This is a genomic window from Nonomuraea montanisoli, assembly GCF_013363975.1.
In the GTDB taxonomy this organism is placed as follows: Bacteria; Actinomycetota; Actinomycetes; order Streptosporangiales; family Streptosporangiaceae; genus Nonomuraea; species Nonomuraea montanisoli.
In genome coordinates this window covers 288,785-310,781 of sequence record NZ_JABWGN010000001.1, presented here as the reverse complement: position 1 = coordinate 310,781, position 21,997 = coordinate 288,785, and the positions used below count along the sequence as shown (strand labels likewise).

The window sequence follows — 21,997 nt, the reverse complement described above, 5'->3', positions numbered from 1 at the left end:
GATGTGGGGTCGAAGACCAGGTCGGCCGAACGGGTGCCGCCCGAAACTCCGGTGATGGAAGGCCGAAAGCGGGGAACGGTGAACAGGAGGCAAACAGAAGACCCTGCCCGGCAGGCGCGTCGCCGGGCGCTCTATCTCAGTCGTTAGGCGAAGGGGGGCTGTTGCATGGACATCATCGTCAAGGGCCGGCACACAGGAGTGAGTGATCGGTTCCGCGACCAAGTGACGACCAAGCTGGCCAGGATCGAGCGTCTCGACAGCAAACTGATCAGAGTCGACGTGGAGGTGTCGAAAGAGCGCAATCCGCGCCTCGCCGCGCAACGCGAGCGCGTCGAGCTGACCATCCATTCCCGGGGGCCCGCCATCAGGGCCGAGGCCTCCGCCGACGACCGCTTCTCCGCCCTCGACATCGCCCTGGACAAGCTGGAAGGCCGCCTGCGCAGGCTCGCCGACCGGCGCAAGGTCCACCACGGCAACCACTGCCCGCCCTCCGTGGCGGAGCTCACCGCGTCGCTCCCTGACGCCGCGGATCTCGCACCCGCCCCATCCCCGCTCGCCACCGAGGCACCCGAGCCCGAGACCGGCGAGCTTCCCGACGACACCCAGTACGACGACCGGCGCTACGACGACATCGTCCCCATCGAGATGGAAGGTGACGGCCCCCTCATCGTGAGGGAGAAGTTCCACCGAGCCGAGCCCATGACCATCGACCAGGCCCTCCTCGAGATGGAGCTGGTCGGGCACGACTTCTACCTGTTCCGAGACAAGGAGAGCGGGCAGCCGTGCGTCGTCTACAACCGGCGCGGGTACAACTACGGCGTGTTGCGGCTCGTCGAGCCCTGATAGCGTCTTAAAGGATCTTCTCGACCAACCGAGGACCCGGCACTCGTGTCATCATCGGTCCAACGGCTCTGGCCCCCCCGACGAGGAGGAGACGTGAGCGAGCTCAGTCAGGTGCGTGTGAGCGAGCGAAGCGAGGTCGCGATGCTGACCGAGGAGGCCTCGTGACCGAGCCCGACGAGGGCGGCGCGCCCGGCGGCGAGCCGATCCGCGTGCTGATCGTGGACGACCACGAGCTGATCAGGCGGAGCCTGGCTCTGGCGCTGGCCGCGGAGCCGGACATCGACGTGGTCGGAGAGGCGAGCGACGGGCAGGAGGCGGTCGAACTGGCCGACCGCCTCATGCCCGACGTGGCGCTCATGGACGTCCGCATGCCCCGGCAGGACGGCATCGAGGCCACCAAGGGCATCCGGGCCTCGGTGCCGAGCACCCGCATCATCATGCTGACGGTGAGCGACGAGGAGGAGGACCTCTTCGAGGCCATCAAGGCCGGTGCGACGGGCTACCTGCTCAAGGACGTCCAGATCAACGACGTCCCGGCGGCGGTGCGCGGCGTCCACGAGGGCCAGTCGCTCATCAACCCGGCCATGGCGGCCAAGCTCATCACCGAGTTCGCGAACATGAGCCGCAAGGAGGCCGAGCGGCCCCCCCAGCTGCCGGTCCCACGGCTCACCGAGCGCGAGATGGAGGTGCTGCGCCTGGTCGCCAAGGGCATGAACAACCGGGAGATCGCCAAGCAGCTGTTCATCAGCGAGAACACGGTGAAGAACCACGTCCGCAACATCCTGGACAAGCTGCAGCTGCACTCGCGCATGGAGGCCGTGGTCTACGCCGTGCGCGAGCGCATGCTGGAGATCACCTGACGGCCGTCTCCAGGTGGGCGGCGAGGCCCGGGGCGGCCCGTTCGACCCGTACGGCGTCGCAGCCCACCCACTCGGCGGCCGACCAGAGGGCGTCGCGCAGCGCGTCGGCCCACCGGGCGCCGCTCAGCCCGGGCTCCAGACTGAGCTGCCGCGCCACCAGCGTGGAACCCTCGCGCGCGGGATCGACCCTTCCGATCAGCCTGCCCCCGGCCAGCACGGGCATCGTGAAGTAGCCGTGCACGCGCTTGTGGCGCGGCACGTACAGCTCCAGCGTGTACGCGAAGCCGAAGACCCGCTCGGTGCGGCCCCGGTGCCAGATGAGCGAGTCGAACGGCGAGACCAGCGTGGTGCGGTGCCGGCCGCGCGGCTCGGCGGCCAGCGCCTCGGGGTCGGCCCACGCGGCGGCGCCCTTGACCGTCTTGGCCCGGACGGCGGCCCGGCCTGAACCCGCGGCCCGCCCGTTGACCGCGATCGTCACCTTGCCGCTGCCGCTGCCGCTGCCGCTGCTGCCGCTCGCATCGCCGTCGCCCGCGCTCCGGCCGTCCGCGCTCGCGCCGCCGCCGGACGCGCTCCCGCCGTCAGCGCTCCCGCCGGACGCGCCGCCGCCGTTCGTGCTCCCGCCGTTAGCGCTCCCGCCGCGCGGCGCGTCCCGGACCGGCCAGCCCGACACGGTCACCGGCACGAGCCCGGCCGCGCCGCTGAGCAGGCACTCGTCGAGCATCGCGGCGTACTTGCCCTTGAGCCGCAGGAAGTCGATCAGATCGCCCCGGGTCGCGACGCCCAGCGCGCGGCCGGCGACACGCGCGAGGCGTACGACGCACTCCTCGTCGGTGAGGTCCTCGGCCAGCAGGTCGGCGGGGACGACGCGCTCGGCGAGGTCGTAGACCCGCCGCCAGCCGACGCGCCGGGTGCAGACCAGCTCGCCGATGTCGAGCAGCCACTCCAGCGCGATCTTGGACTCGGACCAGTCCCACCACTCGCCGGCCTGCCCGTCGCCGTCGGACCGCCTGGCCGCCCGCGCGCCGCCCACCTCGGCGGTGGTGACGGGGCCGGACTCGCGCACCTGCCGCAGCAGCTTCTCGACCTGGTCGTAGGGGACATCGTGCCAGCGGAAGCCCCGCTCCCGGTAGGCGCGGCGGCGGAAGGCGTAGAGCGGCCAGTGCTCGATCGGCAGGATGCAGGCGGCGTGGCACCAGTATTCGAAGCTCTGCGCCGGGTCGTGCCAGTAGGCGCGCTCGACCGCCGCCCTGCCGACGGCTCCGAGGCGCGCGTAGGCGACCAGCTCGTGGGACCGGGCCAGGACCGAGATCGTGTCGAGCTGCACCGCGCCGAGCCTGCGCAGCATGCCGCGCGGGCCGCCCTTGCGCCCCTCGGCGCCGAGCAGGCCCTGCGCGCGCAGGATGATCCGGCGCGCCTCGTCGGCGGTCAGGTCGGTCATCAAAACTCCTTAAGGCTGGAGCCCCCGGGCCTCAGCCCTGGGGAGGAAAAGCTGGACACCACCTGCACATGCTTCACGCCAAGCGGGTGTTCTTGAGTGCGTGATTCGTCAAAATGGATTTGTGAGAACGGCGTACAAGTGCCGGGCGTACCCGCCGCCTGAGCAGGCCGGCGTGCTGAATCGCACGTTCGGCTGCGTACGCGTCGTCTGGAACCGCACCCTGGCCTGGCGGCACGACCGCTATCGCACCCAGCGGGCGAAGACCGGTCTCATCCAGGCCAACGCCCATCTCACCGCGATGAAGGCCACCGACGAGCTGGCATGGCTGAACGAGGTCTCCTCGGTCCCACTGCAGCAGACGATCCGCCACCAGCAGACGGCGTTCGCGAACTTCTTCGCCGGACGCGCCAGATACCCGCGTTACAAGTCTCGCACTGGACGGCAGTCGGCCGAATACACCCGGTCCGGGTTTCGCTACCGCGACGGGCGGCTGCTCCTCGCGAAGATGGACAGGCCCCTGGCCTTCGTCTGGTCCTGGCCCGAGGTTGACCCGGCGTCGATCGACCCGACCACGGTGGCCGTCTCCAAGGATCCGTGCGGACGGTGGTACGTCTCCTTCGCCATCGACGTCCCCGCCCCGGACCAGTTGCCCGTGATCGGAGCCATGGTCGCTGTTGATCTCGGGGTGAAGGACTTCGCCATCACCTCCGACGGCGAAAGGATCCCGAACCCGCGCCATCTGGCCAGGCGGGACCGCAACCTGGCCCGCTACCAGCGCCGCCAAGCGCGCAAGATTCGCGGGTCGAGCAACCACCGCAAGGCGAGAGCGAAGGTTGCCCGCGCCCACCGGAAGGTGCGCGCGTCCCGGACGGACTTCCTGCACAAGACCAGCACGCGGCTGGTGCGCGACCACGACGTGATCGTGATCGAGGACTTGGCCGTGGCCAACATGGTCCGCAACCGGAAGCTGGCCAAGGCCATCTCCGACTGCGGGTGGGGCGCCTTCCGCCGCATGCTCGAATACAAAGCGGCCAGACACGGCCGTCAGCTGATCGTGGTCGACCGCTGGCTGCCCAGCTCCAAGACCTGCTCGGCCTGCGGGCACCTGCTCACGCAGCTTCCGCTCGGCATCCGGACGTGGCAGTGCCCGTCCTGCGGCACCCGGCACGACCGGGACGTCAACGCCGCGAAGAACATCCTGGCGGCAGGTCTTGCCGTGACTGCCTGTGGAGGTGACGTCAGACATTCCGGGGCCCTCCGGGTGCAGTCGCCTGGGAATCAGGAACCCCAACCTGTGAAGGTTGGCATCCCCTGCCCTTAGGCATGGGGAGGAAGTCAAGTCAGCGGTTCCGTACGGCAGGCGAGCATGCGGCGCATGCTAGCGCCGCCCACCGACAGAAACGCGAGCGCGGGGCGGCTGGGGAGAATCTGGAGGAACCTCTCCGCAGGTAGCCGGGTCGGAGCGTCCACCACAAACCTGGCCGCTTCGCCGCACGCCCGCCTCCGAGAACGACGCTCTCCACGCTCAGGGCCGTCCGCGCCCGAAGGCCCGCGACGGCGGCGCCCGAGAAACCGCGGCCGGCTTCGCGGCGCGCCCGGCAGCGTGATGTGGGGCCGGCCGCACGCCCGAGAGCAGACATCGGGCCGGGCGGCCTGGGAGGGGACGCCGGGTCGACGACACGCCCGAGGCCGGGGAGGGACAACGGCCGCCCTCGCCCGCGCTCTGGGACGGGGCGACAGGAGCGCGGAGCGCCTGAAGGTCAGCATCAGTCGCGTGCGGAGACGCCAAGGAGAGCGCGTGGGGTGTCAGCGACAGAACGACGACATGCGAAGGAGCGGCGTCGCGTGGTGTGACGCCGCTCCTGCGCCTGGAAGACCGTCTGGGCTCGGGGTCAGCGGTGGTCTTCGACGGACATGCCGACGCGGGGGGCGTCGATCACGACGTCGGAGAAGATGTCGAAGACGAGCGCCAGGATGCCGCCCACGACGATCACCCCGGCGCCGACCCAGACGAGCGTCCAGCTCGCCAGGGTCAGCCCGACACCGCCGACGATGAACCCGATCAGCATGACGGTGACCGCGAGCCACGAAGACGCGCGCCCGCCGTGACTGCCGAGATGCTCAGTCTGCTCGCTCTTCTGGCCCTCAACCATGACAAAATCCTTCCCTTTGCCGGATATCCCGCTATTTGGTGCGAGCCGGCTGTCAACCGGCATACCCTCTGCCTCGCCCCATTCTCCCAGACATCACCTGCGCCCTCGATGTCGCGGTGGCTGTGTCTGCTGGCGGAACCGCCTACCATGGCAACGGGGAAGTTTGTCTCGGCCTCTCCTCCTGGCGGCGCCGCCGGGGTAGACCTGCGAGGAGCTTTACATAAAGTGGCAGCCATTCTCGACAAGATCCTGCGTGCCGGCGAGGGCAAGATCCTCCGCAAGCTCAAGCGGATCGCAGACCAGGTCAACTCCATCGAGGACGACTTCACGAGCCTGTCCGACGCGGAGTTGCGCGCGCTGACGGACGAGTTCAAGCAGCGCTACAAAGACGGGGAGTCGCTCGACGACCTGCTTCCCGAGGCGTTCGCCACCGTGCGCGAGGCGGCCCGCCGCGTGCTCGGCCAGCGCCCCTACGACGTCCAGATCATGGGCGGCGCCAACCTCCACATGGGCAACATCTCCGAGATGAAGACCGGTGAGGGCAAGACCCTCACCTGCACCCTGCCCGCCTACCTCAACGCGCTGGCCGGCAAGGGCGTCCATGTGATCACGGTCAACGACTACCTCGCCAAGCGCGACGCCGAGAAGATGGGCCGCATCCACCGCTTCCTCGGGCTCGACGTCGGCGTGATCCTGGCCGGTCAGCAGCCCGACGAGCGCCGCAAGCAGTACGAGGCCGACATCACGTACGGCACCAACAACGAGTTCGGCTTCGACTACCTGCGCGACAACATGGCCTGGTCGCTCGACGAGTGCGTCCAGCGCGGCCACAACTTCGCGATCGTCGACGAGGTCGACTCCATCCTCATCGACGAGGCCCGCACGCCGCTGATCATCTCCGGTCCCGGCGAGCAGTCCGGCAAGTGGTACGCCGAGTTCGCCAAGATCGTGCCCAGGCTGCGCCGGGGCGTCGAGGCGAAGAACCCCGGCGAGGAGAGCACCGGCGACTACGTCGTCGACGAGAAGAAGCGCACGGTCGGCGTGCTGGAGGCGGGCGTCACCAAGGTCGAGGACTGGCTCGGCATCGACAACCTCTACAAGCCCGAGCACACCCACCTGGTCGGCTTCCTGAACAACGCGCTCAAGGCCAAGGAGCTGTTCAAGAAGGACAAGGACTACATCGTCGCCGACGGCGAGGTCCTGATCGTCGACGAGTTCACCGGGCGCATCCTGCACGGCCGTCGCTACAACGAGGGCATGCACCAGGCCATCGAGGCCAAGGAAGGCGTGCAGATCAAGGACGAGAACCAGACTCTCGCCACCGTCACGCTGCAGAACTACTTCCGCCTCTACGAGAAGCTGTCCGGCATGACCGGCACCGCCGTCACCGAGGCCAACGAGTTCCACAAGACCTACAAGCTCGGCGTGGTGCCCATCCCCACCAACCGGCCGATGATCCGCAAGGACCAGGCGGACGTGGTCTACAAGACCGAGGACGCCAAGTTCGACGCCGTGGTCATGGACATCAAGGACCGCTACGAGCAGGGCCAGCCGGTGCTCGTCGGCACCACCTCGGTCGAGAAGTCCGAGCGGCTGTCGCGGGCCCTCAAGCGCCAGGGCGTTCCGCACGAGGTGCTCAACGCGAAGAACCACGCGCGTGAGGCCGCGATCATCGCCGAGGCGGGCCGCAAGGGCGCCGTCACCGTCGCCACCAACATGGCCGGCCGCGGCACCGACATCATGCTCGGCGGCAACCCCGAGTTCCGCGCCGACCTGGAGCTGCGCCAGCGCGGCCTCGACCCGGTCGAGACACCGGAGGAGTACGAGAAGGCCTGGCCCGAGGCGCTGGAGAAGGCCAACGCCGCGGTCAAGGCCGAGCACGACGAGGTCACCCGGATCGGCGGCCTCTACGTCCTCGGCACCGAGCGCCACGAGTCGCGCCGCATCGACAACCAGCTCCGCGGTCGTTCCGGCCGTCAGGGCGACCCCGGCGAGTCGCGCTTCTACCTCTCGCTCGGCGACGACCTGATGCGCCTGTTCAACTCGGCCCGCGTCGAGATGATCATGACGCGGCTCAACATCCCCGACGACCAGCCGATCGAGTCGGGCATCGTCTCCAAGGCCATCGCCTCCGCCCAGCACCAGGTCGAGCAGCAGAACTTCGAGATCCGCAAGGAAGTTCTCAAGTACGACGAGGTGATGAACCGCCAGCGCAAGGTCATCTACGCCGAGCGCCACCGGGTGCTGGAGGGCGCCGACCTGCACGAGCAGGTGCGCGGCTTCGTCGGCGACGTGATCGACGGCTACGTCGCGGGCGCCACCTCCGAGGGCTTCGCCGAGGAGTGGGACCTCGACAAGCTGTGGAAGGCGTTCAGCGAGCTCTACCCGATCCAGGTCACCGTCGACAACCTCGTCGAGGAGGCCGGCTCGCGCGAGGAGCTCACCGCCGAGTTCATCAGCGAGAAGATCAAGCAGGACGCGCTGGCGGCCTACGACCGGCGCGAGCAGGAGCTCGGCTCCGAGGCGATGCGCGAGTTCGAGCGCCGGGTCATCCTGTCCGTCCTCGACCGCAAGTGGCGCGAGCACCTGTACGAGATGGACTACCTGCGCGAGGGCATCGGCATGCGGGCCTACGCGCAGAAGGACCCGCAGATCGAGTACCAGCGCGAGGGCTTCGAGATGTTCGCCGCGATGCTCGAGGGCATCAAGGAGGACTCGGTCGGGTTCCTGTTCAACATCGAGGTCGAGGTCCAGCAGAACCCGATCGTCGAGGAGGCGGAGGAGGACGCGATGGTGGCGGAGACCCGCTCCATCATCGCGCGCGGCCTGCGCGGTCCCGAGCGGCCCGCCGAGCTGGAGTACTCCGCGCCGGGCGAGCAGGGCGAGGTCGAGCACACCCGCGTCCGCACCACCGCGGCGGAGCGGGCGGCCTACGGCAACGTCGAGCGCAACGCGCCGTGCCCGTGCGGGTCCGGCAAGAAGTACAAGCGCTGCCACGGCGACCCGCGCAACGCGGCCTGACCCGGTCGACCGCGGCTGAGGTTTCACGGCCCCGCTGCTCTCGCTCAGGCGAGGGGAGCGGGGCCGTTCCCCGTCAAGGGGCGGCCGCCGGACGGCTTGTCCCGTCCGGGAGGCCGTCAGGCGGTCTCGAAGTCGGTGACGAGCCACTGCACGCCGCGTCGTTCCAGGCGTACGGCCAGGACGTGGCTGCGTTCGCCGCAGTGCAGCAGCACGCACATCTCCACCACCCCGTCCGCGGGCTCCGTCACGCGGGGGACGGCCGCGAACGGCGGGCGGCGCGTGTCCAGCATGCGTCCCGCCCGCAGCAGTTCCCGGTACGCCTGGTCGGTGAGCCGGTCGGCCACCGTCTCGGGCGGCCGGCGGCCGGTGAGCACCTCGGCCAGGGCCTGGCCGAGCAGGCGCAGAGCTCGCTCGTCCGGCGCCGAGCCCGGCGGGCCCCACACCAGATGCCGCGTGTCCAGGGCGAGCGAGCCCACCACCTCGGGCGGTTCGGCGTCTGCGGCTCGTGTGCGAGCGAAGGGCGTGTCGCGAGCGAAGGGCGTACGGGGAAGGGGCGGCATGGGTCCTCCAGAATCGCGGGGGAGACGATCGCTACAAGGAGTTTTCGGCCCGGCCCCCGGATACGTCGGCCGCCAGCTTTCCGGATCGGGGCGGCGGTTCGGGGGAGTTGGCGGAGAAGATCACCCGGAGCTGGAGTGGTGCCCGCGCGTTGCCCGCGGCCTTCCGGTCGTGCGCGTCACGACATCGGGCGGTCCGCAAGACTTCCGGCCCGGAGAATAAGAGCGAAACGGCCGACAGGAAATCCCCGGCCCGCCCTCGCTCAGCCCGTGTCCCGGTCGCCCGCCGGCCCCGCGCCCGTGTCCGGTCCCGCGCCCGCGCCCATGTCCCTGCCCGTGTCCGGTCCCGCGCCCGAGCCCGTGTCCCTGCCCGTGTCCGGTCCCGCGCCCGTTCCCCCGCCCGTCTCAGCTCCCGTCCCCGTCTCCGTCCCGGTTCCGGACGGTTCCGGCTGGGAGGGGGACGGGCGGGCGGCCCTGTCGCGGGGGGTGCGCGGCTCGCCGGAGTCCACGTCCGGCTCCGGCTCGCGTCCCGGCGTCAGGATGTTCAGCCGCCGGATGAGGAAGCTGAACACCACGTAGTACACGACCCCGTACACGACCCCGATCGCCAGGATCCCCGGCAGGTTGCGGGTGTTGGACTTGCTCACGTTCAGCAGCATGTCGAGGAGTCCCGCGGAGAAGCCGAACCCGAGCTGCCCCCCGACCAGCATCGTCACCGCCATCGCGATCCCGGTCAGCACCGCGTGGACGACGAACAGCAGCGGCGCGACGAAGATGAACGCGAACTCGATCGGCTCCGTGATGCCCGTGACCACGGAGGTGAGCGCGGCCGAGAGCATGATGCCGCCCACGGCCCGGCGCCGGTGCGGCGGCGCGGCCCGCCACATGGCCAGCGCGGCGGCCGGCAGCGCGAACATCATGACGGGGAAGAACCCGGCCATGAACTGCCCGGAGTGCTCGGCCCCGCCGAAGTAGCAGTTCCAGTCACCGCCGAGGACCCGCCCACCCACCTCGCACTGCGGCACCACGTGCCACACGATCGAGTTGACGAAGTGGTGCAGCCCCAGCGGGATGAGCAGCCGGTTGATCACCCCGTAGATGCCGGTGCCGAGCGGTCCGAGCGTGGTGAGGGCCTGGCCGGCGTCGCCGATCCAGCCCCCCAGGACCGGCCAGATCCAGCCGATGACGACGCCGAGCACCAGCGCCACGATGGCGGTCACGATGGGCACGAAGCGCCGCCCGCCGAAGAACGCCAGCCACGACGGCAGCTTGATCCGGTGGAAGCGCTGCCACAGCAGGGCGGCGACGAGCCCCATCATGATGCCGCCGAGCACCTTGGTCGGGTTCTGCAGCCCGTGGTCGACGACCTCGTTGATCCCGCCGTCCTCGACCTTGCGCAGCAGCACGGTGCCGCGGATGGACGAGCCGAAGAACATCACCTTGGACACCCGGTCGAACACCAGATAGCCGACCACGGCCGCCAGCGCGGTCGTCCCGTCGGCCTTGCGGGCGAACCCGATGGCCACGCCCACGGCGAACAGCAGCGGCAGGTTGTCGAACAGGGCGCCGCCCGCCGCGGCCAGCACCGGGGCGACCCGCGCCATCCACGCGAACCCGGCCACGTCCGCCAGGCCGCCGGGGGCCGGGCCGTTGGAGCCGAGCATGTCGGGCTGCCCGAAGCGGACGAGCAGCGCGGCGGCCGGCAGGGCGGCGATGGGCAGCATGAGGGAGCGGCCCAGCCGCTGGAGCACGCTCATCACCCGCGCGAGCCGGGGCCGGAGGGCGGTCAGGGCGCGGGCGAACGGCGAAGGCCGGGCGGTGGTCTCGTTCACCGGACGTTCCTCCTGAGGGTGGGAGCCGGGCCCTCACCCCCGTCTGGCGGGCATTTCCAGGCTGGTGCGCAACTGGTAGCGGTCGGCGCGGTAGGTCGAGACGCCCAGTTCGGCGCAGACGCCCCCGGAGAAGGACCTGCGCTGCAGCAGCAGCACGGCGCCGCCGCGCGGCAGCTTGAGCAGGTCGGCGTCGCTCGGGTCGGCGATGCCCCCGTCGATGGTCAGCTCCCCTGCGTCCATGACGAGGCCGTAGCGGGTCTCCAGCAGCTCGTACAGCGACTTGTCGGCCAGGTCGAGGTCGCCGAGGCCGGGGGCGAGGCGCACGGGGATGTGCGCGCGCTCGATGGACAGCGGCTCGCCGTCGGCGGTGCGCAGCCGCTCGATGAAGTGGACCTCCTCGCCCGGCTGGATGCCCAGCTCCTTGGCCAGGTGGGCGCTGGCCCGCACGACGCGCCGGTCGAGGTCGCGCGAGCCGGGCTCCATGCCGCGGGCGCGCATGTCGTCGGTGAACGAGGTGAGCTGGAGGGCCAGCTCGATCTTGGGCCGGGCGACGAAGGTGCCCTTGCCGGGCACCCGGTGCAGCCTTCCCTCGGACACCAGGTGGTCGACCGCCTGGCGCACCGTCATCCGGGACAGGCCGAAGCGCTGGCACAGCTCCCGCTCGGAGGGGATGGCCGCGCCGATGCGCAGCTCATCGCTGTCGATGAGGTCCAGCAGGATCTCGCGCAGCTGGAAGTACTTGGGCACCGGGCTGTCCGGATCGATGTGGGCCACGGATCCTCCCCTCGATCTGACCTGGGCAATGGGCTATGGTTCGTACTGGTCTAGTCCGGACTAGACCACATGTCGCAAAACAGGGTCAAGTCCAGACGGTAACGATTGCGAGCGTGAGATGACCAGCAGAATGCGCAGCGAGATCGCCGAGCAACCCGCGGCGCTGAGGGCCACACTCGACGCGCTGCTGCCCCGGGTGGACGAGGTGCGAGCGCTGGGCGGGCAGACCCGTCAGCTGCTGTTCATCGCCCGCGGCACGTCGGACAACGCCGCAGTCTACGGCCGCTACCTCATCGAGTCGCGCGCGGGCCGGCTGGCCGCGCTCGCCGCGCCGTCCATCGCGACGACCTACCGGCGCAAGCTCGACCTGGACGGCGTCCTGGCCGTGGCGATCTCCCAGTCCGGCCGTACGGAGGAGATCGTCGAGACGCTGGCCTGGGCGCGCGACTGCGGGGCGAAGACCGTCGGCATCACCAACGGCGGCCCCGACAGCCCCCTCGCGCAGGCCGCGGACCTGGCGCTGTGCACGCTGGCCGGCGAGGAGAAGGCCGTGCCGGCCACCAAGACCTACACCACCCAGCTCGCCGCGCTGGCGGTGCTCGCGCTCGGCCTCGGCGCCGAGGTGGACGAGAAGGACCTCCAGCGGGTGCCGGACGCCGTCGAGCGGCTCATCGAGGCGCCGGGCGACCTGGACGCCGTGGTCGAGGGCCTGGCCGACAAGCCCGGCGCGGTCGTCTCGGCCCGCGGCCTGGCCTTCTCCACCGCGCTGGAGACCGCGCTGAAGCTCAAGGAGGCGTGCTACCTGCACGCCATGGGGCTCTCGTACGCCGACCTGCTGCACGGCCCGATCGCGGTCGTGGACGCCGATACCCCGGCGCTGCTGCTCGCCGCCGAGAACAGCCCCACGCTGCCCGGCACGGTCGCCCTGGCCGAGCGGGTCGTCGCGGCGGGCGCGCCCGCGTTCACGATCGGCGGCGGCGCGGCCCTCGCCGCGGCCGGCACGGCCTCCCTCAACGGCCCCGACCTGCCCGAGTGGGTCGCGCCGATGGGCCTGATCGTCCCCGGCCAGCTCCTGACCGAGGCCCTGGCCCGGCGGCTCGGCGTGGACCCCGACGCCCCGCGCGGCCTGAACAAGGTCACGCAGACCGACTGATCGCGCACGGTCGTCCGGCCTGGTCGGACAGCCGTCTAATCTGGTCGGACAGTGAGGAGGAGGACGGATGGCGGCGGATGCGAGCGCGATCATCGCCGGGCTCGGCGGTGCCGGCAACATCATCGACATCGAGCCCTGCATCACCCGGCTGCGGACCGAGGTGCGTGACGTGTCCAAGATCGACCGCGACGCCCTGTACGCGGCCGGCGCCCACGGCGTGATGGCCGCGGGCAACGTCGTCCAGGTCGTCGTGGGGCCGGAGGCCGACACGATCGCCAGCGACATCGAGGACCTCATCGGCTAGAGGGCGAGACCATGACGACTGTTCTCGCCCCCGTCGAGGGGGCGGCAGTGGAGCTGGCGGCCGTGCCCGATCCGGTGTTCTCCGCGGGGATGGTGGGCCCCGGAGCGGCGATCGACCCGCTGCGGGAGCCCGGCAAGGCCGTGGCTCCCATAGCCGGGAAAATCATGAAACTGCATCCGCATGCCTACGTGATCGTCGGGGACGACGGCAGAGGTGTGCTGGTTCACCTCGGCATCGACACGGTGCAGCTCAAGGGCGAGGGCTTCGAGCTGCTCGCGGCGGAGGGCGACCGGGTCGGCGCCGGCCAGCCCGTCGTGGCCTGGGACCCGGCCGCGATCGAGGCGGGCGGCCGGTCGCCGGTCTGCGCGGTGGTCGCGCTCGACGCGGACGCCGCCGCGGTCCGGGGTGTGGCACCGGGAAGCGTGCGGGCAGGGGAGGAGTTGTTCCGTTGGCTCTGACCCGTGTGGCTCCGGCGCCGTCCCGGCGTCGATGATGGTACGAGACCCGGCACTCCGCCGGGGCGGCAGAGAGGTCCGGCGTGGTCCGGACCGGCGAAGGAGGAAGAAGACCCATGCCTGAACGCAAGGTCACCGTGGTCGCGGACGTCGGGCTGCACGCCAGACCGGCGGCCACGTTCGTACGGGCGGCGGCCAAGGCGCCGATGGACGTCTGGATCGCCAAGCCGGGCCGTGACCCGGTCAACGCCAAGAGCATCCTGCAGATCCTCGCGCTCGACGTGCAGCAGGACGAGATGGTCGTGATCAAGGCCGAGGGCGACGGCGCCGACGCGGTCCTCGACGAGCTCGCCGGCATCGCCGGATCGCCGTGACGCTGACGGGGGCAGGGGTGAGCCCGGGCGCCGGACACGGCCCCGCGTACATCCTGACGGCATCCGTTCCCGAACCCCCCGAGGACTCCGCCCACACGGGCGGCGCGGACGCCGAGAAGGAACGCGCCCTGGCGGCCCTGCGCCAGGTGGCGGACGAGCTGGAGGCCCGCGCGGCGCGGCTGGAGCGGCCGGACGACCCGGCCTCCGGCGGCACGGGCCGCGAGGGGGCCGACATCCTTCGGGCGCAGGCGCTCATGGCCGTCGACCCCGGGCTGGCCGTGGAGGTGGAGGCGCTCGTCGACGAGGGGGTCGCCGCGCCGCGGGCGGTCTTCTCCGCCTTCGTGAAGTACCGCGACGCGCTCGCGGGCGCGGGCGGCTATCTGGGGGAGCGGGTCGCGGACCTCGACGACGTCCGCGACCGTGCGATCGCCGCGCTCACCGGCCAGCCCCTGCCGGGCGTTCCGGCCGAGCCCGCCCCGCCCGCCGAGCCCGGCGGCGCGCCCCGGCCGTACGTGCTGGTCGCGCGCGACCTCGCCCCGGCGGACACCGCGCTGCTGTCGCGCGAGGTGGTCGCCGCGTTCGTCACGGAGCGGGGCGGCCCGACCAGCCACACCGCGATCCTCGCCCGCGCGATGGGCGTGCCCGCCGTCGTCGGCTGCGCCGGCGCGACCGCCATCCCGCCCGGCGCCACCGTGCTGGTCGACGGCTCCTCCGGCGAGGTACGGCCCGACCCCTCGGCCGAGGACCTGGCCCGGGTGGCGGGCGTCGAGAAGGCCCGCCGCGCGGCGCTGGCCCGGGCGGGCGAGAGCGGCGCGACCCGTGACGGCCGCCCCGTGCCGCTGCTGGCCAACATCGGCGGCCCCCAGGACCTCGACGCCGCGCTGCGCCACGGGGCGGAGGGCGTCGGCCTCTACCGGACCGAGTTCCTCTTCCTCGGCAGGCGGCACGCGCCGGACGCCGAGGAGCAGGAGCGGGCCTACCGCGCGGCGCTGGCCGCCTTCCCCGGCCGCACCGTCGTGGTGCGCGCCCTCGACGCCGGAGCCGACAAGCCGCTGGCCTTCCTGCCGCCGCCCGGTGAGGAGCCGAACCCGGCGCTGGGCGAGCGCGGCCTGCGGCTGCTGCGGCGCTTCGGTGACGTCCTCGACGCCCAGCTCGGCGCCCTGGCGCGGGCGGCCGCGTCCGAGACGGCCGAGCTCCAGGTCATGGCGCCCATGGTGGCGACGGCCGAGGAGGCGGCCTGGTTCGCGGAGGCGTGCCGGGCCAGGGGCCTGCGCAAGGCCGGGGTGATGGTCGAGGTGCCGGCGGCGGCGCTGCGGGCCGCGAGCCTGGCCGCCGAGGTGGACTTCCTGTCGATCGGCACCAACGACCTGGCGCAGTACGCGTTCGCCGCCGACCGGGAGCTCGGCACGCTCGGCGACCTCCAGGACCCGTGGCAGCCCGCCCTGCTCGACCTCGTGCGCCTGGCCGCGGCCGGGGCGTCCGAGGCGGCGCGGCCGTGCGGGGTGTGCGGCGAGGCGGCGGCCGACCCGGCGCTGGCCTGCGTGCTCGTGGGGCTCGGGGTCACCTCGCTGTCGATGGCGGCCGCGGCGCTGCCGGCCGTACGGGCCGGGCTGGGCGAGCACACGCTGGAGCAGTGCCGCGAGGCGGCCGAGGCGGCCCGCTCGGCCGGCGGCCCGGGGCAGGCGCGCGCCGCCGCCCGCGCCTGCCTGCCCGCTCTCGACCGCCTGGGCCTCTGAGCACGCCTTCCCGAGACCGCCCGGAGGCCCGCCGGGGACCGAGGGCGGCCGTGATCGGACATCACTCCCGGATCGGGCTTCGGGGGTGTCGCGGCCTGGATACGGTGGAGGGCATGTCTGGACGGATCGGCATGGCAGGGCTGCTCGTGTTCGCGCTCACGGCGTGCGGGGGAGGCGGCACGGCGGGGGCGACCCCCGGCACGCGCGCTCCCGGCACCCCCACCGCCCCGGCGGCCCCCACGGCCACCGCCACTCAGGACACCCCGGCGGACACGACCGGCACCGCCGTGCCGAGCCGCGTCCCCGCCGCGAACGGCGACGTGAGCCGGGTGCTGGCCCGCATGAGCGTGGAGGAGAAGGTCGGCCAGCTCTTCATGCCCGTCCTGTACGGCACCGCGGCCGACTCGGTCTCCGGCGAGAACCAGGCCAGATACGGCGCCCAGACCCCCGCCAAGGTGATCGCCAAGTACCACCTCGGCGGCGTCATCCTCTTCCCGGCCAACGTCAAGAGCGTCTCCCAGGTCGTCGCGCTGACCAACGGCCTCCAGGCGGCCTCCCCGCGCGTGCCGCTGATCATCGGCACCGACCAGGAGAACGGCCTGGTGTCCCGGATGGGGGCGCTGATGACGAGGTTCCCCGGCGCCGCCACCGTGGGCGCCACCGGCGACCCGGCGCGCTCGCGGGCCGTGGCCAAGGCCACCGGCGAGGAGCTGCGCGCGCTCGGCGTCAACCTCGACTTCGCCCCGGTCGCCGACGTCAACGTCAACCCGGACAACCCGGTGATCGGCCGCCGGGCCTACGGCGACGACCCGGCCAAGGTGGCCGCGATGGTCTCGGGCGCGGTCAAGGGCTTCGGCGACGCGGGCGTGGCCTCCAGCGCCAAGCACTTCCCCGGCCACGGCGACACCGACGTCGACAGCCACACCGGGCTCCCGGTGATCAAGCACACGCGCGCGCAGTGGGAGCGGATCGACGCGCCGCCGTTCAAGGCCGCCGTCGCGGCCGGGGTCGACGCGGTGATGAGCGCGCACATCGTGTTCCCCAAGCTCGACTCGTCCGGCGACCCGGCGACGCTGTCCAGGCCCATCCTGACCGGGCTGCTGCGCGAGAAGCTCGGCTTCAAGGGCGTGGTCTCGACCGACGCGCTCAACATGGAGGGCGTGCGCAAGAAGTACGGCGACGGGGAGGTGGCCGTGCGGGCCGTGCTCGCGGGCGCCGACCTGCTCCTCATGCCGAACGACCTGTCGAAGGCGTACACCGCGGTGACGGCGGCCGTGAAGTCCGGCCGGATCAGCCGCGCCCGGCTCGACCAGTCCGTGACGCGGCTGCTGACCCTGCGGCAGAAGCGCGGCTTCCTGCGCGAGGCGCCGCGGGCCTCGGCGGCCGAGGCGGCCGGCGTGCTGCGCTCCGCCGAGCACCGCCGGCTGGCCGCCCGCGTGACCCGTGAGGGCAGCTAGCGCGACGCTCTAGGCTTGGAGCCTGACCTGTCCGAGGAGGCGGTGTGGTAGCCGGGGTTCTCATCGACTGGGGCGGCGTGCTGACCACCAGCCTGTCCGACTCCATCGCCAGGTGGATCGTGGCCGACCGCATCGACCACGCCCACTACCACGCGGTGATGAGCGAGCTGGTCCGCCAGGCGTACGACGGCGCGGCGGAGGGCTCGCAGGAGACGGTGGTCCACGCGCTGGAGCGCGGCGAGCTCGACGGCTCGGCCTTCGAGCGCGACCTGGCCGCCCGCCTGCTGACCCTCGACGGGGTGCCGCCGGAGGCGGAGGGCCTGCTGGAGCGGATGTTCGCCGGCTTCGAGCGCGTCGAGGCCATGCACGACATGCTGCGGGCGGTCAGAGGCCACGGGGTGCGCACGTGCCTGCTGTCCAACTCGTGGTCCAACGCCTACCCGCGCGACGGCTGGGACGAGCTCTTCGACGCGGTGGTCATCTCCGGCGAGGTCGGCATGCGCAAGCCGGAGCCCCGCATCTTCCGGCACGCCCTCGACCTGCTGGCGCTGCCGGGCGAGTCGTGCGTGTTCATCGACGACTTCGAGGCCAACATCGCCGCGGCCCGCGCCCTGGGCATCCACGGCATCCACCACCGCGACGCCGAGACGACGATCGCGCAGCTCGAGTCGCTGCTCCAGATCCCCCTCCGACCGGCATGATGGTGCCTCCGCACGTTGTGAAAGGTTTCTGATGCGCGTCTACCTGCCGTGCACGCTGTCCGCCCTCGCCCGCGCGGTGGAGGCGGGCGAGCTCGGCCCGGCCCCGCTGACCGGTTACGCGGTGACGCCCGCGCTGACCGAGTGGTACGCCTCGGGCGACACCGAGGAGCTCGAATATGTCGCGCTCACCGAGGCCGCCCGCGCCTCCCTGCGGCTGCTGGCCGCCGAGCGCCCCGCCGGCGACGCCGGGCAGCACGCGGAGCCGGTCAAGAACGAGGACGGCTCCGTGTGGGTGCCCCGGCGCGTGGTCGTGGCCGCCGAGGTGCCCGACGGCACGCTGACGGCCGGCGCCGACCTGGAGGAGCGGGCCACGGTGCGCCTGTCGCGCCCGGTGCCGATGGCGAAGGTCGCCTCGGTGCACGTGGACGACCTGTACGCCGTGCCCGACGTCGGGGCGGCCGTCGCCGCGCTGCCCGCCTCCGACGCGGGCGACGACGACGCCCGCTTCACCGTGGACGGCGCCGAGGCGCACGAGCTCATGTGGTACGCGACGCAGGAGATTCCGCATCTCCTGCATGGTGATCATTAGGGGCATGTTAAATCGGCAGTAAGGGTCCTTGACCTTTTCTTGACCAAGGTCGCTAGGATCACAGGCCGGACTACGTCCCCTACAGAAGGAGTCGGTTCCTGTGAAGCTCCGAGCAGTCGTGACCGCGGTCGGCGCGGTGGCCGCGGCCGTGGTCGTCATGTCGCCCGCGCAGGCCGCAACCGCCCAGGCCCGCGGATACGACCACAAGGACCCGTACCAGACCGGCTGTGGCAACTCCGCCCGCGCGGTCCGCACCGGCAACATCAACAGCCGGCTCGAGGGCAAGATCGGCACGGTCAAGCTCATGTACTCGTTCTCGTGCAAGACCAACTGGATCGAGATCAACACGATCACCGCCGGCTACGGCTCGATCACCGTCCAGAACGCCAGGGGCACCATCGACACCTTCCAGTTCAGGAAGGGCAACGGCGGCCGCCACTGGGGCAACATGGTCAACGGCAACAACATGTGCGCCTGGGGCAGCGCCAGCGTGAAGTGGGGCAGCGGCATGGGCGGTCAGGTCGGCACCGGCGGAACCGGTCAGGCCTGCAAGTAACTCCGCACGCACGGACTACCGCCGCGGCCCCGTGCGCCGCGGCGGTCCGTTCACCGTTTTGTCACAGGGCCCGGCTACCCTGAAGCCTGTCATGACGAAACACATCATCTGGGACTGGAACGGCACCCTCTTCCACGACATCGACGCCGTCGTCGGAGCCACCAACGAGGTCTTCAGAGCCTACGAACTGGCCCCCCTCACGGCCGACGGCTTCCGCGCCGTCTACACCCGCCCCATCTGGCTGGCCTACGAGCGGCTGCTCGGCCGTCCGCTGAACGAAGGAGAGTGGGAGACGCTCGACGCGGGCTTCCACGAGCACTACTACCGGCTGAGCGGGGTGTGCGGCCTGGCCGAGGGCGCGCTGGCCACGCTGGCGAGCTGGACGGGCACGCAGTCGCTGTGCTCGATGGCCCCCCACTCCCACCTGCTGACGATCATCGAGACCTTCGGCATCACCGGCCACTTCAACCGGGTCGACGGGCTGGTCGGGGCCACCGGCGGCGAGAAGGCCGCGCACATGGCCGCCCACATCCAGGCGCTCGACGTCGAGCCCGGGCAGGTGCTGGTGATCGGCGACAGCGTCGACGACGGCATCGCCGCCCGCCACGTGGGCGCGCGGGCCGTGCTCTACACGGGCGGCATGACCTCGCGGGCCGACCTGGAGGCCACGGGCCTGCCGGTCGTCGACACGCTGGCCGAGGCCATCGACCACATCTGACAGCGGTCACGCCCGACAGCGGGACGGTCCCGGCGGACCGGGGCGCCGGATTCGCCGGGTTGGCCGTACCCTTGCAGGGTCCCCCCAGGAGGCCGCCATCAACCGCCTAGTGCTCTGGAACATCGACCTGACCCTGGTCGACGTGGCCATCGTCACCCGTGACGCCTACGCCGAGGCGTTCCGCGCCGTGACCGGCCGCCCGCTGGTCAAGCTGGCCCCGGCGCTGGGCCGCCCCGACTCCGAGATCGTCTTCGAGACCCTCGCCCTCAACGGCGTCGTGGCCGAGGACGCCCACCTGCCCAAGTTCCTCGACGCGCTGGCCGCGGCCTTCGCCGACCGGCGCGGCAGGCTGCCGCGGGAGGGCAGGGCGATGTCCGGGGCCAAGGCCGCGCTCAAGGCCGTGGCCCGGCTCGACGGCGTGGTCCAGTCGGTGCTGACCGGCACCATCAAGGGCAACGCCGTCCACAAGCTCAAGGCGTTCGGGCTGGACAAGCACATCGACTTCGAGCTCGGCGGCTACGGCGAGGAGGCCTACCCGAAGGCGACGCTGCTCCAGGTCGCGCAGGGGCGGGCCCGGCAGCGGCTGGGCACGCCGTTCACGGCGGCCAACACCGTGGTCATCGGCGACTCGGCGCGCGACGTCCAGGCCGCCCGCATCGGCGGCGCGGCGATGATCGCGGTCGCGTCGGGCCGCTCGACCGCGGGCGAGCTGCGCGAGGCCGGGGCCGACGTCGTGCTGCCCGACCTGTCCGACGCCGCCGAGGTGGTGGCCGCCGTCGCGCGCCTCACCACCCCGCCCTGACCTCAGCCCGTCCGGGGCTCAGGCGAGCGCCTTGAGGAAGCGGGCCGCGACCGGGGCCGCCACGGCCGAGCCGGCCCCGCCGCCCTCCACGATCACCGCGAACGCCAGGTCGCCCCGGTAGCCGACGAACCACGAGTGCGCGGGCGGCTCCTTGCCCGACCCGTACTCCGCCGTGCCGGTCTTGCCCGCCGTGCCCTCCGGGAAGCTGACGGCCTGGGCCGTGCCGTCGGTGACGACGGCCGGCATGAGGTCGCGCAGCGCCCGCACCACGTCGTCCTCCAGGCGGCGCGGCCGGAGCGTGTGGTCCGGCATCCGCTCCTCCGGCACCAGCCGGGGCGGCCACCAAGCGCCGGCGGCGATGGCCGCCGCCACGGAGGCCATGTTCAGTGGGCTGGCCAGCACCCTGCCCTGCCCGATGGAGGCGGAGGCGAGGTCCGTGTCGTCCTTCGGCGCCGGGAACTCCGCCTTCACGGCCGGCACGCCCGGCGTGATCGCCGCGCCGAAGCCGAAGCTGGCGGCCACCTTGGCGAGCCGGTCGGCGCCGAGCCGGTCCACGCTCATCGCGCCGAACGTGGTGTTGCAGGAGTGGGCGAAGGCGTCGCGGAAGGCCAGCGTGCCGTAGTCCTTGAAACCGGCGTTGTGGAAGGGGAAGCCGCCGATGTTCTGCTCGGCGGGGCAGGTCACCCGCGCGTCCGGCTTCGCGCCGTCCGCGACCAGCGCCGAGGCGGTGACGACCTTGAACGTGGAACCGGGCGGGTACTTGCCGAGCAGCGCCCGGTTGAAGCCGCCCGGCTTGTTGACCACGGCGAGGATCTCGCCGGTGGAGGGCCGCAGCGCCACCAGCGAGGCGGGCTTGTCCACGCCCTCCAGTGCGGCGGCCCCCGCCCGGTGCACCTTGAGGTCGATCGTGGTCTTCAGCGGCACCTTGCCGCCGGCCCCGACGAGCGTCTCGACCGGTCTGTCGCCCTCGTACAGCTCGATCGTGGTCTCCTTGTAGGGGGCGAACCAGTCCGGGTACGTCCGCTTGAGGCCCTCGACGAGCTGCTGCACCGAGCCGGGCGTGTCCGGGGTGTCGATGCGTTCGCCGCCGGCGGCCAGGACGTGCGCGGGCTCGCCCGGCCGGGTGATCGCCCGCAGCGACCTGCCCTTCTTGAGCAGGCGGTGGATGGTGGCCGGGGTCCAGGCGACCTTCCACCTGCCGCCGCGCTCGACGAGCTTGAGCTCGCCGTCGTAGTCCCAGTCCCTCCTGCCCTGGACGACGGCGTGGAAGGTCACGGCGCCGTCGTCCCCCACGGTGCTCGCGAAGACCCCGTTCGGTAGGGGGCGCCGCAAGGAGATGTGCTCGGCCTGGAGGTCGGTGAGGAAGCGCCGGTGCCACTGCTCGAAGTCGGCGGGCGGGTCGGCGACGAGCTCGCGCATCTCGGCGTAGCTCTGGTCCGTCCACGCGTCCAGGTAGTCGTCGGCGGTCTGCTCGGGCGTGCCCTCCGTGCGCAGGAGCCAGAGCGTGCCACCGGCCGCGAGGGCCGGGACGAGCAGCGCCGCGGCGACCCACCGCCACCTGCGCCTTCTGCGCGGACGCCGCTCGTCCTCCCTGAGGTGGGCGTAGATTGTCCCCGTTGGTGGTGCCATGGGGTGAGAAGACCAGAGCCCTCGCGGTGCTGTCCAATACCGATA

At 71.9% G+C, this 21,997-nt stretch carries 21 protein-coding genes; 15 read left to right on the top strand and 6 right to left on the bottom strand.

The window, feature by feature from the left end; genetic code table 11:
* Nucleotides 1–165 precede the first annotated feature (165 nt).
* Nucleotides 166–843: a ribosome hibernation-promoting factor, HPF/YfiA family gene (hpf, locus tag HTZ77_RS01430; protein ID WP_175587570.1), complete on the top strand. Its 678-nt coding sequence runs from the start codon at nucleotides 166–168 to the stop codon at nucleotides 841–843.
* Between the two features lie 161 nt (nucleotides 844–1,004).
* Nucleotides 1,005–1,703, top strand: coding sequence for a response regulator (locus tag HTZ77_RS01425; protein ID WP_175587569.1), 699 nt, complete (start codon nucleotides 1,005–1,007; stop codon nucleotides 1,701–1,703).
* Here the strand turns inward: HTZ77_RS01425 and HTZ77_RS45715 are convergent.
* Complete coding sequence (locus HTZ77_RS45715) at nucleotides 1,696–3,141, bottom strand: winged helix-turn-helix domain-containing protein (protein WP_235994118.1); 1,446 nt, start codon at nucleotides 3,139–3,141, stop codon at nucleotides 1,696–1,698. The genes HTZ77_RS01425 and HTZ77_RS45715 overlap by 8 nt on opposite strands.
* A gap of 121 nt (nucleotides 3,142–3,262) precedes the next feature.
* Here HTZ77_RS45715 and HTZ77_RS01410 point away from each other — a divergent pair, with 121 nt between their 5' ends.
* Nucleotides 3,263–4,462, top strand: a complete 1,200-nt coding sequence (locus HTZ77_RS01410; RefSeq protein WP_175587568.1) for an RNA-guided endonuclease InsQ/TnpB family protein — start codon at nucleotides 3,263–3,265, stop codon at nucleotides 4,460–4,462.
* Between the two features lie 571 nt (nucleotides 4,463–5,033).
* On the opposite strand, the gene HTZ77_RS01405 is transcribed toward HTZ77_RS01410, so the two are convergent.
* Nucleotides 5,034–5,357, bottom strand: a complete 324-nt coding sequence (locus HTZ77_RS01405; protein ID WP_235994117.1) for an HGxxPAAW family protein — start codon at nucleotides 5,355–5,357, stop codon at nucleotides 5,034–5,036.
* 162 nt (nucleotides 5,358–5,519) lie between these two features.
* Between HTZ77_RS01405 and secA the strand changes: the two genes are divergently transcribed.
* The gene (gene secA, locus HTZ77_RS01400) at nucleotides 5,520–8,315 is read left to right on the top strand and encodes a preprotein translocase subunit SecA (RefSeq protein ID WP_175587567.1); all 2,796 of its coding nucleotides are present in this window, start codon (nucleotides 5,520–5,522) and stop codon (nucleotides 8,313–8,315) included.
* A 116-nt stretch (nucleotides 8,316–8,431) separates the two neighbouring features.
* Here secA and HTZ77_RS01395 read toward each other — a convergent pair whose 3' ends face one another.
* The 3 genes from HTZ77_RS01395 to HTZ77_RS01385 form a co-directional block, all read right to left on the bottom strand.
* Entirely contained in the window at nucleotides 8,432–8,791 is a 360-nt protein-coding gene (locus tag HTZ77_RS01395; protein WP_328808357.1) for an Rv3235 family protein, read from the bottom strand.
* Nucleotides 8,792–9,135: 344 nt separating this feature from the next.
* A complete protein-coding gene (locus tag HTZ77_RS01390) occupies nucleotides 9,136–10,704 on the bottom strand; it encodes a PTS transporter subunit EIIC (protein ID WP_407940466.1) in 1,569 nt (522 codons plus the stop codon).
* A 33-nt stretch (nucleotides 10,705–10,737) separates the two neighbouring features.
* Nucleotides 10,738–11,478: a GntR family transcriptional regulator gene (locus HTZ77_RS01385; protein WP_175587566.1), complete on the bottom strand. Its 741-nt coding sequence runs from the start codon at nucleotides 11,476–11,478 to the stop codon at nucleotides 10,738–10,740.
* Nucleotides 11,479–11,596: 118 nt separating this feature from the next.
* Here HTZ77_RS01385 and HTZ77_RS01380 point away from each other — a divergent pair, with 118 nt between their 5' ends.
* The 11 genes from HTZ77_RS01380 to HTZ77_RS01330 all read left to right on the top strand — a co-directional run bounded on the left by HTZ77_RS01380 (nucleotide 11,597) and on the right by HTZ77_RS01330 (nucleotide 20,323).
* A complete protein-coding gene (locus tag HTZ77_RS01380) occupies nucleotides 11,597–12,631 on the top strand; it encodes an SIS domain-containing protein (RefSeq protein ID WP_175587565.1) in 1,035 nt (344 codons plus the stop codon).
* Nucleotides 12,632–12,698: 67 nt separating this feature from the next.
* On the top strand, nucleotides 12,699–12,935 hold the full coding sequence (locus tag HTZ77_RS01375) for a glucose PTS transporter subunit EIIB (protein WP_175587564.1): 237 nt from the start codon (nucleotides 12,699–12,701) through the stop codon (nucleotides 12,933–12,935).
* A gap of 11 nt (nucleotides 12,936–12,946) precedes the next feature.
* A complete protein-coding gene (locus HTZ77_RS01370) occupies nucleotides 12,947–13,393 on the top strand; it encodes a PTS sugar transporter subunit IIA (protein WP_175587563.1) in 447 nt (148 codons plus the stop codon).
* Nucleotides 13,394–13,506: 113 nt separating this feature from the next.
* Entirely contained in the window at nucleotides 13,507–13,764 is a 258-nt protein-coding gene (locus HTZ77_RS01365; RefSeq protein ID WP_175587562.1) for an HPr family phosphocarrier protein, read from the top strand.
* Entirely contained in the window at nucleotides 13,761–15,500 is a 1,740-nt protein-coding gene (gene ptsP / locus HTZ77_RS01360) for a phosphoenolpyruvate--protein phosphotransferase (protein ID WP_328808356.1), read from the top strand. The genes HTZ77_RS01365 and ptsP overlap by 4 nt, the downstream gene beginning before the upstream one ends.
* Nucleotides 15,501–15,613: 113 nt before the next feature.
* Complete coding sequence (locus tag HTZ77_RS01355) at nucleotides 15,614–16,957, top strand: glycoside hydrolase family 3 protein (protein WP_175587561.1); 1,344 nt, start codon at nucleotides 15,614–15,616, stop codon at nucleotides 16,955–16,957.
* Between the two features lie 44 nt (nucleotides 16,958–17,001).
* Nucleotides 17,002–17,658 carry an HAD family hydrolase gene (locus HTZ77_RS01350; RefSeq protein ID WP_175587560.1) on the top strand — a complete coding sequence of 219 codons (657 nt, stop codon included), beginning with the start codon at nucleotides 17,002–17,004 and terminating at the stop codon, nucleotides 17,656–17,658.
* 31 nt (nucleotides 17,659–17,689) lie between these two features.
* Nucleotides 17,690–18,247 (top strand): DUF6912 family protein, encoded by a 558-nt coding sequence (locus HTZ77_RS01345; protein WP_175587559.1) that lies wholly within the window; start codon nucleotides 17,690–17,692, stop codon nucleotides 18,245–18,247.
* Between the two features lie 100 nt (nucleotides 18,248–18,347).
* Nucleotides 18,348–18,803 carry a DUF2690 domain-containing protein gene (locus HTZ77_RS01340; RefSeq protein ID WP_175587558.1) on the top strand — a complete coding sequence of 152 codons (456 nt, stop codon included), beginning with the start codon at nucleotides 18,348–18,350 and terminating at the stop codon, nucleotides 18,801–18,803.
* Between the two features lie 91 nt (nucleotides 18,804–18,894).
* Nucleotides 18,895–19,521, top strand: a complete 627-nt coding sequence (locus tag HTZ77_RS01335) for an HAD family hydrolase (protein WP_175587557.1) — start codon at nucleotides 18,895–18,897, stop codon at nucleotides 19,519–19,521.
* A gap of 109 nt (nucleotides 19,522–19,630) precedes the next feature.
* Entirely contained in the window at nucleotides 19,631–20,323 is a 693-nt protein-coding gene (locus HTZ77_RS01330) for an HAD family hydrolase (RefSeq protein WP_175587556.1), read from the top strand.
* 18 nt (nucleotides 20,324–20,341) lie between these two features.
* On the opposite strand, the gene HTZ77_RS01325 is transcribed toward HTZ77_RS01330, so the two are convergent.
* A complete protein-coding gene (locus tag HTZ77_RS01325; protein WP_175587555.1) occupies nucleotides 20,342–21,952 on the bottom strand; it encodes a penicillin-binding transpeptidase domain-containing protein in 1,611 nt (536 codons plus the stop codon).
* Nucleotides 21,953–21,997: the final 45 nt, after the last annotated feature.

Excerpts from the sequence above, each read along its gene's own strand:
- HTZ77_RS01380 (WP_175587565.1), top strand. The coding sequence starts at position 11,597 with ATGACCAGCAGAATGCGCAGCGAGATCGCCGAGCAACCCGCGGCGCTG.
- hpf (WP_175587570.1), top strand. The coding sequence starts at position 166 with ATGGACATCATCGTCAAGGGCCGGCACACAGGAGTGAGTGATCGGTTC.
- HTZ77_RS45715 (WP_235994118.1), bottom strand. The coding sequence starts at position 3,141 with ATGACCGACCTGACCGCCGACGAGGCGCGCCGGATCATCCTGCGCGCG.
- HTZ77_RS01370 (WP_175587563.1), top strand. The coding sequence starts at position 12,947 with ATGACGACTGTTCTCGCCCCCGTCGAGGGGGCGGCAGTGGAGCTGGCG.
- HTZ77_RS01405 (WP_235994117.1), bottom strand. The coding sequence starts at position 5,357 with ATGCCGGTTGACAGCCGGCTCGCACCAAATAGCGGGATATCCGGCAAA.
- HTZ77_RS01325 (WP_175587555.1), bottom strand. The coding sequence starts at position 21,952 with ATGGCACCACCAACGGGGACAATCTACGCCCACCTCAGGGAGGACGAG.
- HTZ77_RS01335 (WP_175587557.1), top strand. The coding sequence starts at position 18,895 with ATGACGAAACACATCATCTGGGACTGGAACGGCACCCTCTTCCACGAC.
- HTZ77_RS01375 (WP_175587564.1), top strand. The coding sequence starts at position 12,699 with ATGGCGGCGGATGCGAGCGCGATCATCGCCGGGCTCGGCGGTGCCGGC.
- HTZ77_RS01365 (WP_175587562.1), top strand. The coding sequence starts at position 13,507 with ATGCCTGAACGCAAGGTCACCGTGGTCGCGGACGTCGGGCTGCACGCC.
- HTZ77_RS01345 (WP_175587559.1), top strand. The coding sequence starts at position 17,690 with ATGCGCGTCTACCTGCCGTGCACGCTGTCCGCCCTCGCCCGCGCGGTG.
- HTZ77_RS01355 (WP_175587561.1), top strand. The coding sequence starts at position 15,614 with ATGTCTGGACGGATCGGCATGGCAGGGCTGCTCGTGTTCGCGCTCACG.